The 17,882-nt window shown below is 67.8% G+C and carries 2 protein-coding genes and 2 pseudogenes; all 4 read right to left on the reverse strand.

Features of this window, described 5'->3' with window-relative positions; all coding sequences use genetic code 11:
* A complete protein-coding gene (locus TX88_RS26550; RefSeq protein WP_044521202.1) occupies window positions 1–258 on the reverse strand; it encodes a DUF7161 family protein in 258 nt (85 codons plus the stop codon).
* Window positions 255–7,100, reverse strand: coding sequence for a toxin glutamine deamidase domain-containing protein (locus TX88_RS35375; protein ID WP_322786874.1), 6,846 nt, complete (start codon window positions 7,098–7,100; stop codon window positions 255–257). The genes TX88_RS26550 and TX88_RS35375 overlap by 4 nt, the downstream gene beginning before the upstream one ends.
* Window positions 7,095–7,877: pseudogene (locus tag TX88_RS35380) on the reverse strand (glycerophosphodiester phosphodiesterase); the annotation flags it as partial. The pseudogene TX88_RS35380 and the gene TX88_RS35375, both read right to left, overlap by 6 nt.
* A 657-nt stretch (window positions 7,878–8,534) precedes the next feature.
* Window positions 8,535–17,876: pseudogene (locus TX88_RS35385) on the reverse strand (alpha/beta hydrolase); the annotation flags it as partial.
* Window positions 17,877–17,882: the final 6 nt, after the last annotated feature.

Here is a 17,882-nt window from a genome sequence, read left to right on the forward strand (position 1 = left end):
CTACTCCTCGTCACCCTCGTACAGCGCCAACTGGTCGAAGACCACCAACGCCACCCGGTCCGGGTCATCGGTCGGGTGCACCCGCAGCGTGTGGTGTGGGTTCGGCGCATCGTCGACGATGATCACGCTCTTTATCCCGGCCGGGAGGTTCGCCGGCCAGTCGATCTCGTCGGTGGGTTCCTCGACCAGCACATGCGCGCGCTTTCCGCGCAGGCCGGTCTGGTCGTACCGCAACGGCGTGGGCTTCTGGCTGCTCATGTGGTGTCCTCTTCCTGATCCTGCGGACGGTCGTCGTCGGGCCCCCTCATGGGCGGCAGATCGGGCGGATTGTCCGGATCGATGCCGAGACCTGCGTTCACACTGCCACGGCTGCGGGTGGAGCTGGCAACGATGGCCTCGTAGATCTCATCGCCGACGCGTCCCTTGGCGCGGTTTCGTTCCACGAGCTCGTCGAAGGTGGGGTTCGGTTCATTTTCGTTGAGCCATTCGGCCAGCTGCCGGTCCGACATCAGGGAGCGGGTCCAGCTGCGGATGGTCGCTCTCATCCCGTACATCGTCCTGGCCCGTTCCTCGGCGCCGACGCCGTCGCGCAGGAGTTGGTCCCGAAGCTCCCGCATCCGCAGTTCGTACGTGGTGTAGACGGTGCGGGTCTCCTCGTCGGACAAGGTCCCTGCCGAGTAGTGACTGTGCGTGGCACCGTCGATGATGGCTTCGTAGACGGCGTCGCCCGACAGTCCCTTACGTTCGTACCGCGCGACCAGATCCTCGAACGACGGATTGCTCTCGTTCGCCGACAGCCAGTCGGCGGCCGGGCGGTTCTCCATCAACTCCCGGGTCCAGGCGCGCAGCGAGCTGCGCAGGCCCGCCAGGGTCCTGGCGCGGTCCTCCGCGCTGACGCCGTCGCGGATCATCTGCTCGTTGAGCGCCCGCAGCCCGAGTTCGAACTGCGAGTACACCGCGCCGGTCTCGATGTCGGTCAGACTGCCCGGGGCCATGCGGCTGTGGGTGGAGGTGTCGACGATCGCTTCGTAGATCGCATCCCCGGTCAGACCGCGCTCGGTGTTACGCGCGACCAGGTCCTCGAAGGTCGGGTTGGTTGTGTTGCGCGACAGGAACTCTGCGGCGTCCCGGTTGCTCATGAGCTGATAGGTCCAGGTGCGCAGCGAATTCCGGAGTTCGGACAGTTGCCGGGCACGTTCCTCGGCGCTGACGCCGTTGCGCGTCAGTTCTTCGTTGAGCTGACGCAGCTTGCTCTCTCCGTCGCTGAACACCCCGATCGCCTGGCCCTCCGACAGGGAGCCCGGTGCGAGGTCGGGCAGGCCGAGTTGACCGACGGGATCAATCACCGGAGCCGACAGGTACTTCACCAAGTCGATCGAGGTGTTCTCCAGCAGTCGGCGGCCCAGATCAGGTTCAGCCTCAGTTTCCAGGATCGCGAGATCGATGGGCTCGGGCAGACGGGGGTTGTCGACTTCCAATTTCGGCAGCATGTCGTCGAGCAACGCCCGGCCCTCGGCGCTGAGCCCGTCATACATGTCCTCGGCCCGCATCTTGATCTGGTCCAACGCACCCTGCAGGTTCTCGAGATCAGGACCCCAGGTGAACCCGCGACGCGCCCACGCGTTGCTTCCCTGCCCCTCTGAAGTCAGTTCGATCCGGTGCACTCCGGAGCGCACGTAGTAGCGCTCCAGTTCGGCCGACAGCGCCTTGGAGAAACCTTCACCCCGGTCCTGTTCCCGGACGATCGACATCAGCGTGTTCTCGACGACGAGGTTGCCGTCCTCGTCGCGATAGAACGCCCGATCGACGGAACCGATCTCGTTGTCGCCGTTCAGGATTGTCCCCGAGAGGAGGGCCTGGCCGGTGTCAGGCGATGCCTCACCCCGGAACTCGACGCGGTACGGACCGTACGTTCCGGACAGATCTTCGGCGAGTTGTCGCACGCGCTGAGGATCGAGGTTGTCGACCACGTCGCCGAGCGAATCCGGTTCTCGTGGGGCGCCCTTGACATCGCCGACGGAGTCGGCGGCACCCAGGCGCAACGGCACGTCGTGCAAAGGGTTCACCGCATCGCCATTGGCGTCGAGATAGCCGACTGCGGTGCGGTCGACCGCACCCTGACCCCAGTGCGGCGGCCATCCCGAACGCTGCCCGGTCTCCCGGTCGATCAGATAGATCTCATCGCCGTCGTTGACCGCGAGGTATGCATGCCCGCCACTGCGTCCGCCCCGCCAGCGCGACGTCACCACCGCCGAGGAGCCGTCGCCCAGTTGCCGCAGCGTCTGTTCCACTTCGGCGTAGGTGGCAAATCGCGACGAGGATCCGACAGCTTCGTACAGTGCCCGGGCCGGTACACCGGTGCGGGTGGGTTCGACGTCGACCCGGTAGTCGCGGCCGTAGCGCTCCGACAACCGGTCCGCGACATCGAGTGCGCAGTTCTGCACGGGGTTCTGCGCCTCGGCGGTGGCAAGGAGGCCTTGGACGTCACCGATCCCATAGCCGGCATCGGAGTCGACGTATCTGACGGCGTGCCAGTTGGTGTTGGTGAGCAGCCTTTGGCCCAGGTCGGGATGGCCGGGAGCGGTCAGGCGGGCCAGGTCGATGGGCTCTGGCAGGCGTGGGTGGTCGGGTTCGAGCCGGTGGACAACCTCGTCGAGAACGGCCTGCGCCTCGGGGCCGACCTGTGCCCGCAGCTTCTGGGCGGAGCTCTTGATGCTGACGAGTGAATCCTGCAGTTTCGCTGTGTCCGGCGCCCAGCCGAAACCCCAACTGGCCCAGGCGTACGCGCCGTCCCAGGCGGCTTCCATCTCGATCCGGTCGACGCCCGAGTGCACATAGTAGGGCTCCAACTGTTTGGCCAGGGCCTTGGAGAATCCCTTTCCGCGATGGGATGCACTGGTGATCTCGATCATCCCGTGGAAGGCGACCAGATTGCCCCCGGCGTCACGGTGATACGACCAGTAGATGGTTCCGATGCGCTTGCCGTCGCTCAGGATGTAGCCGGCGATCCCCGTGGCCTCGTCCGGCACCCGCTGCAGCTCGACCCGGAACGGCCCGTACACCCCGGAGAGATCCTGAGCCATCTGGTGTACCCGTTGCTGATCCGCCGCGTTGTCGACGACATCGCCGACAGGTTCGGCATACCGACTGTCCACCTGACGGGCGGCGGGATCCTGACCGCGGTACTCCTGTTGCCTCGCCGGGTAATCGCTGTCCCCCGAATGACCTTGGACATCACCGATCGCGTCGGCGGCATCGAGGTACCTGACCCCGCTCCAGTGGGTTCCGGTCAGCAGATCGCGCCCCAGATGCGGTTCCTCTGCTGTGGCCAACGCCGCCACATCGAAGGGCTCGGGGAAATCCGGCCGACTCGGATCTAGGCGCTGTACAAGGTCATCGAGGACCACCCGCGCATCGGGACTGACCTGATCACGCAGTTGGAGCGCCGCGTTCCTGACGCTGTCGAGCGACGCCTGCAGCTTCGCCGGATCAGGGTTCCAGGTGAAACCTTGGCGTGCCCAGGCGTAGCCACCGTCCTGCTCGGTACGCAGCTCGACCCGGTCGACTCCCGAGATCGCGTAGTAGCCCTCCAGCTGCGCACGCAAAGCCTTCGAGAAACCCTTGCCACGGAAGTCTGTGTCGGGAATCTCGATCACGTTCTGATGAGCGACCAGATTGCCGTCCCCGTCGCGGACGAAGGTCACCTGCATGAACCCGATTTCCTCGTCACCGTTGAGGATCGCGCCACCGACGATGACTTCACCGGACCGCTCGTTGGCTATCGCCCGGAACATCTCGACGCGGTACGGGCCGTACCTCCCGGACAGGTCCGCGGCCAGTTGCTGCACCCGTTCGGTATCGAGATTGTCGACGATGTGCCCGAGCGGTTCCAGGTACCTCGAGTCGACGCGCCGGGTGGTCGGATCCTGGGTGCGGTACTCCTGTTGCCTGGCCAGGAAGCCGTCGGCGTCTGGCAGACCCTTGACATCGCCGACGCTGTCGGCAGCGCGCAGCGAAACCTGTACGGGTTCATCACCGATCGGGTGGACCGGCGCACCGTTCTCGTCCAGGTAACCGACGGCGGTGCGGTCCACGGCGCCTTCGCCCCAGTGCGGTGGCCACGGCGAGTACTGCCGGGTGCGCGGGTCATAGAGCTGCACCTGCTCGCCGTCGGTGACCGCGAGGTAGGCATGCCCACCCTGCCGTCCGCCGTCGGCCGACCAGCGCGACACCACGATCGCCGACGACCCGGCGGGCCTGCCCAGCAGTTCGGTCTCGATGTCGGTATAGGTCGCGAACTGGGAGCGGGACTGCGCCGCCTGGAACAGCGCCCAGGCGGGCACCCCCGTACTCGTGGGCGCGACGGACAGATCGAAACGCCTGCCGTAGAGCGTCGACAGCTCGCCGGCCACCCCGTAGGCGCAGTTGTCGTCGGCGTCCGCGCGGGTCGCGCCGTCGCGACCGAACAGGTTCTGCAGCCAGCTTTTTAGGCCGGTGCGCGCCGGAGCGGCGGGCGCGGAGTCCAGATACTTGACGTAGTGCACGCCATTTCGGCCGGGCACCGCGCCGGTGCCGTCCAGCAGGCGCCGGCCCAGATCAGGTTCGGCAGTGGTGGCCAGGTTGGCCAGGTCGATGGGTTCCGGCAACCGCGGGTTACTCGGATCCAGCTGTCGCACAACCTGATCCAGGATAGCCTTGGCCTCGTCGCTGACCGTTTCGCGCAGCTGGCCGGCCGACATCTTCACCCGGTCGAGCGATTCCTGCAGCTGACGGGCCCCGGGATCCCAGGCGTAGCCGCGTCGGGCCCAGGCGTAGGCACCCTTGTCGTGGGTGGTCAGCTCGATCCGGTCGATGCCCGAGTGCACGTAGAAGCGTTCGAGCTCGGAGGTCACCGCCTTCGAGAATCCCCTGCCGCGCAACGGCGTGCCGTCGGCCAACTTCTCATTGATGACGAAGCCGCTGTGATACGCGACGAGGTTGCCCGCGCTGTCCCTGTCGAACGACCGCTGGATCTTCCCGATCTTGTTATCGCCGTCGTAGATGTCGCCGGTCAGCATCACCTCGCCGGGCAGGTTCACCGCGCTGAACTGGATGCGGTAGGGCCCGTACACACCGGACAGGTCCCGGGCGAGCTGTTGGACCCGGGCATGGTCGGAGGCGTTGTCGACAACGTCACCCAGTGGCTCGGCGTAGCGGCTGTCCACGAGCCGGGTGGCCGGATCCTGGGCGCGGTACTCGGCCTGCCGCCGGGTGAAGTCCGGATCAGTCTGGGGGCCTTGCACATTGCCGACAGCATCGGCCGCGTCGAGCTGTAACGGCACATCGGTGGTCATCGGCCCGACCGGGTCGCCGTTGGGCTGCAGATAGCCGACGGCCGTCTGGGTCACCGCGTGCTGACCCCAGTGCGGGGGCCACGGCGAGTACTTCCGGGTGTGCGGGTCGTACAGCTGCACCTGGCCGTCGACCTTGACGGCCAGATAGGCGTGACCACCCTGCCGTCCACCGGCCCACTGCGACGTCAGCACGGCCACGCGCAGCGACGGGTCACCCAGCAGTCTTGCCTCGACCTCGTCGTAGGTCGCGAACGTTGCATCGGATCCGACGGCCTGGAACAGCGCCCGCGCCGGCACACCGCGACGCGACGGGGTGGCATCCAGGCCGAACGTGCGGCCGAACAGCGTCGACAACTCGTCGGCGACCGTGACAGCGCAGTTGGGCGGCCGGCGCCACAGCGCGTTCCAGAATCGTCGGCCCCCCACTCGATCTCCGGCGGGTTCGACGGTGCGCAGCAATGGCTGCCTGCGGCTGCGTCCCATCTCGGTGCGGTGCTGCTCGGTGGTGACGGCATCGGTACGCCCGGCGGCGACGCGCCCGAGATTCGTCGTCGATTCGGTGTTCAGGAAATAGGCGTGGTGGGTGCCGCCCGTGAGGAGGCGGTTCATGGATGCCGGCGGCTCGCCGGTGACCCGCACAGCGCCAAAGGAATCCATCGCCGGGTCGGTGCCTAGGCCGATGCCCAAGATCCGGCCGTTGGAGCCCGAGGCACGGCCGCCCAACGCGGTGACCACATCTCGTGATGAGGAGGCGACGAACACGTTGTCGGCGCCGATACCGAACTCACCGGCGGTACGCACCGGACCAGCGCCGGGTGAGCCGACCAGGGACACGGTTCGGACCTGCCTGGCGAGTCTTCCGTTCTGACCGGCGTATCCGGTGGTGGTCGATCCGTAGGAGTAGCCGAAGACGTGATTGCCGGTGAAGTGCCTGCCGTCACCGGCGAGCGTGTCGCGGGCGGCGTTGAATGCCGTGATGTCGCTGTAGAGGATGTCGCCGCCGGTGCGGGCCATACCGTGCCCGGCGGCACGCAGCGTGCTCCAGCCGCTGGGCGCGTCGTAGCCGACCCAGGCGATCGAGGCCGCCGACAAGCCTGGGTTCTCCTGCTGTACGGCCTGTAGGTGGTGGAGTGCGGAGGTGGTGTTGAAGCCGAGCATCGAGTCCACCGTGGAACCGACACCCGGCACGTGCCAGGACACCGAGTCCGCGGTGTACGGGTCGGCGCCGTAGCTGAGCACCGCGCGCCCGTCCCCGCCGAACTCCGATGCGTCGAAGGCCAGCAGCAGCGGTCCGTCGACCCCTGCTTGTGTGGCGTCGACAGCGGCCTTGCGCAGCGCGAGGTCGAGTTTGTCCATCCGGCGGAGGAACTTCTTCTCCGCGCCGCTCAGCCGTTCCCCGCGATCCGCCTTCGACTGGACGGCATCCGCCTGCTCCCGCATCTGTTGCAGGACATTGCGGTTCGCGCGGTCGCGGTCCCCAGCGCTGATACCTTCAGCGTTGCCGATGTGCTGCGGGTAGGTCTCGATGACCGCGCTGCGTTGCTCGTCGGTCAGCCCGGACCACCAGCGGGCATTGTTGGCCGCTCGCGCCGACGCCTCCTCGGCCGGCCCCATCGGATTGCGCAGTTCGTCGGGCCGCACCGGCGGAATCCGCCGCGCCAAGGCGTCGTCGGCCACCTGCCGAACCGTCTCGCTGAGGGCGGTTTCCGGCGCAGTCACCGAGCTTTCATGTTCGGTGGACGATCGCGTGGGCGCATCTCCGAGCATGTTCCCGGTTCGGCCCGGATGGTCGGTGCCGACCCAGTCCACGCCGAGGTCCCGGGCGAACTGCACGTCGGCCTCGTTGTTGACCGTCCAGCAGTAGGTGGCCAATCCTCGCGCGGCTGCCGCCCCGACGAGCTCGGGATTGTTGCGCAGCGTTTCGATCGACGGGCCGATCGCCGTGGCACCCACCATGCCGGCCAGGTACCGGGCCGACGGGCCCAGCAGAACCGTGGGGACGTTCGGCGCGGCCATGCGGACCCGCACCAACGCATCGGGGTAGAACGAGATCACCGCCGCCTTGACCAACTGGTCCGGTCCCGGGCTCGCCAGCCCGTGCCGTTCCAGCGCGGCGACCACCTCACGCTCGATCTTCAAGCCTTGCTGCGCAGGATGTTTGGTCTCGATGAACAATGTCACCGGACGCTCGGCGTCCTGGGCGAGCTGGATGAACTCGTCGAGGGTCAGAATGCCGTGACCGTCGAAGTCGAGCGCCTGCAACTCGGCCAGCGTCATGTCGCCGACCCGGCCGGTGCCGTTCGACGTGCGGTCCACGGTCTTGTCGTGGATGAGCACCAATTCACCGTCTTTGGTGAGCCGGACATCGCATTCGAGGGCGCCCGCGCCCTGCCGCAACGCTTCGGTGTACGCGGCCCGGGTCTGCTCCGGGAAGTCGTGGGAAGCGCCCCGGTGGGCGACCACCTGGGTTCCCGACTCGGCGCGACTCGGCGGGCCCGCTTGGGTGACAACGTGATTGCCGGTGAACGGCCCCGGCTCTCCCAATGACTGACGGGTCGCATGGAAGGCGGCCAGGTCCCGGTGCAGCGCCCCGGTGTCGCCGATCCAGGCGATGGCCGCTGAGTCCTGCAGTCCGGTGGAGGTTTGCAGCCCGTCGAGAGCGCGGACGGTCACGGTGCCCAGCTGCTCGATCGATCCACGTGCGGTCTGCCAGGTCACGTTCGAAGCGTGGTACGGATCGGCGCCGAAGCTGATGACGGCGTAACCGTTGCCACTGGACGCCGAGGTGTCCAGGGCGAGCACCAGCGGGGGATCGAGGCCGGCCCGCGCCGCGTCGGCGTCGGCCTGCCGCACCGCGAGGTCGAGCCGGTCGATGCGCGCCAGGAAGGCACGTTCTTCGCGGGTGGCCGGCCCGAACTGGTCGAGCTTGGTCCGGATGTGGTCGGCGCGGTCCCGATAGTGCTGCAGTGCATCGCGATTCGCGGCATCACGTTCGGCGGCCGGCCTGTTGTCGATGTTCCCGTGCGCCAGACCTTCGGGGAGTCCCTGGACCCTGCCGATGGCGGCCGCGGCGAACTGGTTGTGCCACCGCCCGCGCTGGACGGGATCACCGTTGCTGTGCAGATAGCCGACGGCGGTTTGAGCCACCGCGTCCTGGCCCCAGTGCGGGGGCCATCCCGAGTACTGCCGGGTGTGCGGGTCGAACAGATACACCCGGCCGTCGATGTTGACCGCCATGTACGCATGCCCGGCGGGCTGCCCTCCGCTCCAGCGGGACGCGATCACCGCCATCGAGCCCGAGGGCCTGCCCAGCAACGTCTCTTCGATCTGTGCGTACGTCGCGAAATCGGCGCTGGATCCGAACGCTTTGAACATCGCCCGCGCGGGTGTCCCACGCCGTGACGGCGCGGTGTCGAGCTGGATGTCGCGGCCGGTCCGTGCTGACACTTCCCCGGCCAGAACCTGTGCGCAGTCGCTGCCTCGGGTCCAGCTCGGGATGCGGTTCCGCTGGTGAGTGTCGGTCGGGTGAAAGACACCGGGATCGTCGTCGAGCCGCATGACCGGACGGGCCGCCGCGGGTTCGATGGTGCGGGAACCGCTTTCGTCGACAGTGCGGTGCCGTTCGGTGTGAACGTCATCGTAGTTCCCGGCGGCGATGCGGCCGATGTTGGTCAGCGACTCGGTACGGACCGCGTGCGACGGGGTGACCAGCCACTGCCGGGTCCCGGGACCGTCGGTTTCCAGGTAGTCGAAGTAGGCATTGTGGGTCGTGAGGGTGTCCTTGCGATCCATCGACGCGGGGAACTCAGCACTGATGCGTTGCCCGCCGAAGGTATCCATCGCAGGGTCGGTCCCCAGACCGATCCCGAACCGGCCCTGCGAATCCGAGGTCCGCCCGCCCAGCCCGGTGACGAAGTCCCGTGACGACGAGGCGACGAAGACGTAGCGGGTGTCGATCCCGAAATCACCGGCACTCCGCAACGGACCGGCGCCCGGTGATCCGATCAGCGTCACCGTGGTGATGTGCGGCGCCAGCCGGCCGCCGGCACCGGCGTAGCCCGTGGTGGTCGACCCATACGAATGCCCGAACACATGATTGCCGTTGAAATGGCTTCCGTCACCGGCGAATGCGTCGTGTACAGCGTTGAAGGTGCTGATGTCGGTGTAGAGCATCTCGCCGCCGGCTTGGGCCAGGCCGGGCCGGGCCACCCGCGCCGAAGCCGAATCGTTCGGTGCGTCATATCCCAGCCAGGCGATCGAGGCTGCCGACAGTGACGGATTCTCGGTTCGCGTCGACTGCAGGATGTTCAACGCGCAGTGCATGATGTAGTCGAGCTTGTCCAGCTGGGAACCCAGGCCGGGCACGTACCACGACACCGATTCCGCCGTGTACGGGTCGACTCCGAAACTCACCAGCGCGCGTCCGTCACCGCCGAACGCCCCCAGGTCCAGCGCCAGCAGCAGCGGATGCCCGACCCCGGCCTGCTGGGCCGCCACTTCCGCTCGCTGCATGGTGGTTTCGAGCCGGTTGATCCTTCGCAAGAAGTCCAGGTCGCGTTTGCCGGGGTCCTGACCGGCATCGACCTTTGCCTGCACCGCCGCGGCCCGCTCGGCGTGGCGCCGCAGCATCTCCCGGTTGGCGGCGTCGCGAACGGCAGCCGGAATGCCTTCGGCGTTGCCGATCTGCTGCGGATACTCCTGAAGCAGAGCTTGTTGCTGCTCCTCCGACAACCCCGACCACCACGCGGCGTTGTTGCGAGCTCGCGCCACCGCTTGCGGTTCCCTACCCAGGGGATGTGCCAGGTCGCCGACAGCCAGTGGCGGAATCCGTTGCCCCAGCGCCTCGTCCGCGACCACACGCGCCACTGACGGCTCGATCTCACCCGCACGCCACCGGGGATTCCACGGCCGTCGCGGGCCTTCGTGCTCTACCTGGGTGTCACCGTCCAATCGCAGTGGCCGTCCGGCCGCGGGATCCACCGTGCGGCCGTCGACCACCCGACGATGCCCTTCGCGGTCCAGCCTGTCGGTGCGCCCTGCTGCGATCCGCCCGGAATTGGCCAGGGATTCGGTCCGCACCGGCGGACCGTCGCCCTCACTCACATGGTGGTAGTAGCTCTTGTGCGTCCCGACGGTGCTCGCCGTGTTCATCGACGCCGGGAACTCGGAGGTGACCCGGACTGCCCCGAATTCGTCCATCGCCGGATCCATACCCAGCCCACGCCCCGCGAAGCGGCCGTTCTGCTCCGCTCTGCGCCCACCGAAGCCGGTGACCGGATCCAGCGAGGAAGACGCGACGAACACGTTGCCGGGGTCGAGCCCGAATTGACCGGCATGGTGCATCGGTCCGGCACCGGGGGACCCCAGCAGTGTCACGGTGCGAATGTCGTTCGCCAGACGTGCGCCCCGGCCCGCGTAGCTCACGGTGGTCGAACCGTAGGAGTGGCCGAAGATGTGGTTTCCGTTGAAACGGCTGCCATCTCCGGCCACGGTGTCGCGGGCGACATTGAACGCCCGGATGTCGGAGTACAGGATCTCGGCCCCGGCGCGCGCCAATGCCGGGCTCAGCACCCGGCCACTGGCTGCGCCGTTGGGCGCGTCATAGCCGATCCAGGCGATGGACGTGGCCGCGAGTGTGGGATCTTCGCGCATCGTCGACCGCACGTGGTTCAGCGCGTTGCGCATGTTGCCTTCGAGCTTGTCGACCGTGGTCGCGAATCCGGGCACCAGCCACGACACCGAATCCGCTTGATACGGATCCGCACCGAAGCTCACGACCGCCCGGCCGTCACCACCGAACTCGAACGGGTCCAGTGAGAGCACCATCGGGCCGCCGACCCCGGCCTGCGCCGCGTTCGCCGCCGCTGCCTGCAAGGCGATGTCCAGACGATTCACCCGCAACAGATTGGCGAGGTCGTTCTTCCCCGGTCGCACACCACGGTCGATCATCGACTGCACGTGGTCCTGGAAACGCTTGATCGCCAGGCGGTTCGCGGCATCCCGGGCTACCGGCGGGATACCTTCCGCGTTGCCGATCCGTGCCGGATACGACTCGATCAGCGCCTGTCGCTGCGCATCCGTCAGGCCCGACCACCACACGGCATTGTCGCGGGCCCGCGCCACCGCGTCCCCGGCCCTACCCAGCGGATTGACCAGATCGGCGGCACCGGCGGGCGGAACCCGCTGCGCCAGAGCCGCATCCGCCACTGCCCGGGTTGCCGTGTGCTGGGTCTGGCCGCCGGCCCGGGTCCAGGTGGGTTCGGTGACGGCGTGCTGTGGGTCGACTTCGATGTCGGCGTCACGCCACCGCGGATTCCACCAGTTGCGGCCCTGGTTGTTGTTCCGTGCCCCCGCCGGTTCGACGGTCTCCCTGCGAGTTCCGAAGAAGCGCCCGGGCCGCTCCGCCATGGTGCGGTGTGGTTCGAGATCGAGTCGTTCGGTGTGCCCGGAAGCGATGCGGCCGACGTTGGCCAGCGACTCGGATGGGACCGCGTTCGCCGGAGTGACCAGCCATTGCCGGGTGCCCGGGCCGTCGGTCTCCTGGAAATCGAAGTACGCGTTGTGGGTCGCCGTGGTGTCCTTGCGGTCCATCGACGCCGGGAACTCCGCGCGGATCCGCTGCGCGCCGAAGGTGTCCATCGCGGGATCGGTGCCCAGGCCCCGGCCCCATCTTCCATGCGAATCCGGCGTGCGCCCACCAATGCCCGTCACGAAATCCCGAGAAGACGACGCCACGAACACATTGCGAGGGTCGATCCCGAAATCACTGGCGCTCTGCACCGGGCCCACGCCGGGTGAACCGAGCAGCGTGATCGTGCTGACGTGCTCCCCCAACCGTCCGCCACGTCCGGCATAACCGGTGGTCGTCGACCCGTACGAATGTCCGAAGATGTGATTGCCGGTGAAATGGCTACCGTCCCCGGCGAACGCGTCACGCGTCGCGTTGAACGCGCTGATGTCGGCGTGCAGGATGTCACCGCCGGCCTCGGCCAACTTCGTACTGCCAACCCGGACCGTCGCCGAGTCATTGGGTGCGTCATACCCCAACCAGGCGATCGAGGCCGCCGACAACGTCGGGTTCTCGGTTTGCGTCGACTGCAGGATGTTCAATGCGCAGTGCATGATGTAGTCGAGCTTGTTGATCTGCGACCCCATGCCGGGCACGTACCACGACACCGAGTCCGCCACATACGGGTCGACGCCGAAGCTCACCAGCACACGTCCGTCGCCGCCGAATGCCGGAGGGTCGAAGGCGAGGACCAGCGGCTCCCCCACACCGGCCTGCTGAGCGGCCACATGCGCCCGTTGCAGAGCACTCTCCAGCCGGTTCACCCGCAGCAGGAAGTCGAGCTGTGTGTCGTTGGGTTGGGTACCGGCATCGATCTGCGCCTGGATGCCGGCCGCACGGTCCAGATAGCGTTGCAGCACACGGCGATTGGCGATGTCGCGGTCGGCGGCCGGGATGCCTTCGGCATTGCCGATCTGGAAGGGGTACGCCTCGATCAGATCGGCCCGCTGCTGCTCGTCGAGTCCCGACCACCACGCCGCGTTGGCTCGTGCGCGGGCCACCGCCTGAGGCTCGTTCCCCAGCGGGGTGACCAGGTCTGCGATGCCCACCGGCGGGATCCGTTGCCCCAGCGCCTGATCCGCCGCCAACTGCACCGCTGACGGCTCGACCTCGCCCGGATGCCACCGAGGATTCCACCGGCGTGGTTCCCCGGGCTGGTGGGTGTCGATATCGCCGTCCAGCCGCAACGCACGCCCGGCGGCCGGCTCGACGGTGCGCCCGTCGACGACAGTGCGGTAACGTTCGCGATGAAGCCTCTCGGGATGCCCGGCGGCGATCCGGCCGAAGTTGGCCAGCGATTCTGTGCGTACCCGTGGAGCGGTGTCGCCGTCCATGTAGCGGTAGTAGCTTCGGTGGGTGCCGACGCTGCCGCCGTCGTTCATCGATGCTGGGAATTGGGCGGTAACCCGCACCGCCCCAAATGTATCCATCGCCGGATCGAGGCCGAGACCGCGCCCGAAGAACCGGCCGTTCTCACCGGGTGTGCGCCCACCCAATCCGGTGACGGGGTCCAGCGAGGAGGACGCGACGAACACGTTGTCGGCGCCGATCCCGAAATCGCGGGCATGCCGCATCGGGCCCGCACCGGGCGAGCCCAGCAGCGTCACGGTGCGGATGTCGTTGGCCAGTCGCCCGTTCCGTCCGGCGTAACTGGCGGTGGTGGAACCGTACGAATGCGCGAAGATGTGATTGCCGCGGAAATGGCTCCCGTCACCGGCCACGGTGTCGCGCGCCGCGTTGAACGCCCGGATGTCGCTGTACAGAATCTCGGCGCCCTGGCGTGCGAGCGTCGGCCTGGCGACCCGGGGAGTGGCCGAATCGTTCGGCGCGTCATAGCCGATCCAGGCGATCGACGTCGCCGCCAGCGTCGGATTCTCCTGGAGCGTCGACTGCAGGTGGTTCAGCGCATTGCGCATGTTCCCTTCGAGCTTGTCGATCGTCGTCGCGAATCCAGGCACCAGCCACGACACCGAATCCGCCTGATACGGGTCCGCACCGAAGCTCACGACGGCCCGGCCGTCGCCGCCGAACGCAGGCGGGTCGAATGCCAGCACCAGCGGCGCGTCGAGGCCGGCGTCGGCTGCTTCGCGCCCCATCTGTTGCAACGCGGCATCCAGGCGGTTCATGCGCAGCAGGTGGTTCTTTTCCGGCTTGGTCAGCTTTTCGCCGCGATCGAGCTTCTGCTGCACGTGATCCCGGGCCATCTGCAGGGCGGTGCGGTTCGCCAGGTCGCGGGAGACCGGCGGAATGCCCTCGGAGTTGCCGATCCGCGTCGGGTACGTGTCGATCAGCGCCTGCCGCTGTTCCTCGGTCAGACCTGCCCACCAGCGCACGTTGGCCTCGGCCCGGGTTCGGGCGTCCTCGGCCACACCGAGTGGATTGACCACATCGCCGGCGCTCGCGGGGGGATCCCGCTGCGCCAGCGCATCATCCGCGATCTCGCGCGTGCTCTGGACGGTGGGCGCGGCCGGCTCGAGAGCAGGAGCATCGGTCTCGGACGACGGTTCGAGTTGTGTGTGGGTTCCGCGGTTGGCCCCGAAGGCTTCCGCCCACGGGTCGACCCCGAGGCTGAGTTCGGCGATCGGTGTTCGTCCGGCCAGCGCAGCGGGAACGTCCCGCGACGTCGACGCCACGTAGACGTTGTCGGCCCCGATGCCGAACTCGGCGGCGCGGCGTACCGGACCGGCTCCCGGCGAGTCGGTGAGGGTGACCGTGCGAATATCGTTGGCCAGCCGGCCATCTCGGCCCGCATAGCTGACGGCGGTCGAACCGTAGCCGTGGGCGAAGATGTGGTTGTCGGTGAAATGACTGCCGTCGGCGGCCACGGTGTCGCGGCCCGCGTTGAACGCCCGGATATCGCTGTAGAGGACGGCGCCGCCCTCGCGCGCGGACCCGTGCCCCGCCACCCGCCACGCACTCCAGCCGCTGGGTGCGTCATAGCCGAGCCACGCGATCGAGGCCGCCGACTGCCCCGGGTTGGCCTGGAGGGTGGCCTGCAGGTGGTTGAGAGCGCCGTCCATGCAGGCGCCGATCCGGTCGATCGTGGTGCCCTGCCCCGGCACGTGCCACGATACCGAATCCGCTCGATACGGATCGGCACCGAAACTGACGACTGCTCGGCCGTGACCGCCGAATTCCGAGGCATCGAAGGCCAACAGCATCGGCGCGTCGACCCCGGCCTCCTGGGCGCGGGCTTGCGCGTCGGCCAACGAGCTCTGAATCCGGTCCAGCCGAGCCAGCATTCGGCTCTGGCTGCGCGTCAACCGCTGGCCGCTGTCCCGCCAATCCTGCAATTGCCGGCGTTGCGCGTCCAGCAGTTGAGTGTTGGCCGCATGGCGGGCTGCCGGCGGGATGCCCTCGGCATTGCCGATGTGCTGCGGGTGCATGTCGATCAGGGCGCGCTGCTCGGCGCCCGTCAGCCCGGTCCACCAGGTCGCGTTGGCGCGCGCCCGGGCGTCGGCCGACTCCATCAGTCCCAGCGGGTTTCGCAGGTCACCGGCATCGACCGGGGGCACGCGTTTCGCGAGCGCCTCGTCAGCGATCTGGCTCTGGGGTGTGACATGCCGCCACTGCTCACCCGGCGCCTGGTCTGGGGTGCCCTGTACGTCGCCCACCGCAATCGCCGCGGCGAGATCATCGGAACGGAATCCGAGCTCATTCACCGGATTACCCTGTGCGTCAAGGTAACCGACTGCGGTCGTCGACACCGCGCTCTGCCCCCAGGACGGTGGCCAGCCCTGCCGTTCCCCGCGGTGCAGCAGATATACGTCCTTACCGTCGAACACCGCTACGTAGGCATGTCCGCCCTGGCGTTGTCCGTCGCCGGCCCACGCCGACGTGATGACCGCGGCAGAACCGGGTTCCATCCCGCGCAGCGCGGCCTCGATCTCGCTGTAGGTGGCGAAGTCGGCCCGTGACCCGGTTGCCTGGTACAGGGCCCGCGCCGGCATTCCGGTGGACGTCGGCTCGCCGTCGACCTGGTACTGCTTGCCGAAGTGTGCTGACAGATCATCGGCCGCGTCGAGCAGGCAGTTCTGGTCGCCGTGCATCGGGACCGAAACCTGCTCACCGGTGTTCGGCGCGTTGTTCTGGTTCGTGTCCTGCGCGGTCTCCTGGATCCGTGCGGCCGGGACGCCCGCAGCCTGCTGTTCCGGCCCGGCGGGCTGAGCAGTCGGAGGGGTCTGCTTCGGCTCGACGGGCTTCGAATCAGATTTCGTCGCAGCCGGTTTGGCAGCTTGCTCGGGCGTGTTGGTGGTGGTCGTGGGTGCGGTGGTCGTGGGTGCGGGTGCGGTGGTCGCGGGTGTGGCGGTGGGCGTGGGCGTGGAGGCCACCGGTGTCGGCGGGGCTTCCGGCGTGGGCGCCTGCTGCACCTGCGTCGGGTCGGCAGGTGCCTGTGCGACGTCTGCGACCTCGGGAGCAGCCTGTGCGCCTTCGACATGCTGCGCACCCTGCGCGTCGGGAGTCGCATCGACCTGCCCAGCATCGGTCGACACCGGTTCGGCGGCTACTGCGGCGTGTGGCACGTCCGTCGTCGAGACATTCGCCGCCGGGTCGGCGGCATTCTGGTCCGAGCTGAGCATGGCCGTGTGCGCGGGCTCATCGGCGGGGATGTCGGCCGAATCGCTGTTGTCGTGCTCCGATTTTGACGAGTCCTGCTGCTCATCCCGGTCGGCGGGGGCATGTTGGGTTTCGGCGTCGGTGTCGGTGTCGGTCTCGGCATCGGTTTCGGCGTCGGCCTTCTCGGGTGTCTCGTCGGAGTCCTGATCCGTGGACTCGTCGACCGCACCGTGACGTTCCCCGTTCTTGGACGTCGGCTTCGAATCGGACTGCGGTGTGGTGTTGTTCGTCTGGCCACTGCTGCCACGCCCGGTTCCCGCCTTGGCCGGTGCGGCCGACTGCTGGGAGGAATCGTTCTGCGGAGTTCGGTTGGTTGTGGTCTCACCGTCGTCGTCGGTGTCCTGCTGTCCGGTGTCCAGCCTCCCGTCTGGATTCTCACCTCGTAGGCCGACATTGGGAGCGTCGGGCCGCGGCGGGCCGGCCGGATTGGTCTGGTTGCCCTGCTGTTGTGCCGGATGGCCTCCGCCGATGCCTTTCAGACCGCCGATGCTGGTGCTGGTGGAACTGGCAAGGATCGAGATCGTGTCGAACTCGCCGCCGACCGACAAGGTGCCTGCCACGTTTCCCGACACACCGGCGGTGAACATGGTGGTGGCGCCCTTGGTCGCCGCCATGAACCGGTTGCGGGCACCTCCCAGGCCGTGTGCAACCGGGACAGCGGTGGCTCCGCCCGCTCCACCACCGACCGTCGAGGCGATCGCCGTCTGTTTGAACCGGTCCCACCGGTAATCGGCGTGTCCGTTGTTGGCCTGGATGCCCTGGACGATCCCCTCTTGGAGCAGCCCCTGACCCAGCTCCTCGAAGGATTCCTGGATGGTCTCGTGCAGGAGCCTTTTCATCATCGTCTTGGTCAGCAGTTCGGCCATCTTCTCGCCGATACGCCGGATCGCCCACGCGACGAGCGCACGTATCCACGCCATCGTCGTTGTCTCGATGACGGGGATCGCCGCTGTCGACGCCCCGAGTGTCGGGCTCGACATGGCCAGGCTGTAGGAGATTTCGGCGGCGGCGAGCGCCAGTCCGACGATGATCGACAGCTTGCTGTATTCGATCTCGGAGCTGAAGTTGGTGGCGCCCTCGCCCATCCCCGAAATGCCTTGGGCGAGTTTGTCCACCGTGTAGTCGCCGTCGAACAGCATGGCGAACTGTTTCTCCGCGGCATCGGCGGTGTCGCCGAACAGCACCGACATGGTCTCACCGCGGACCCGGCTCAGGTCCGGGACGAGATCCTGAAGCGCTTCTGCCGCGGCTTGATAGTGCTCGCCGATACGGCGCGTGCGGGTTTCACTGCCCTGCGGCCACTCACCGCCCGCGAGATATGACACCCATTGGAGCTCGGGTGGGATCTGGATGTCCACGCGGTG

Origin of the sequence: Mycolicibacterium septicum DSM 44393, from assembly GCF_000455325.1 — a bacterium.
GTDB classification, from domain to species: domain Bacteria; phylum Actinomycetota; class Actinomycetes; order Mycobacteriales; family Mycobacteriaceae; genus Mycobacterium; species Mycobacterium septicum.

Excerpts from the sequence above, each read along its gene's own strand:
- TX88_RS26550 (WP_044521202.1), bottom strand. The coding sequence starts at position 258 with ATGAGCAGCCAGAAGCCCACGCCGTTGCGGTACGACCAGACCGGCCTG.
- TX88_RS35375 (WP_322786874.1), bottom strand. The coding sequence starts at position 7,100 with ATGCTCGGAGATGCGCCCACGCGATCGTCCACCGAACATGAAAGCTCG.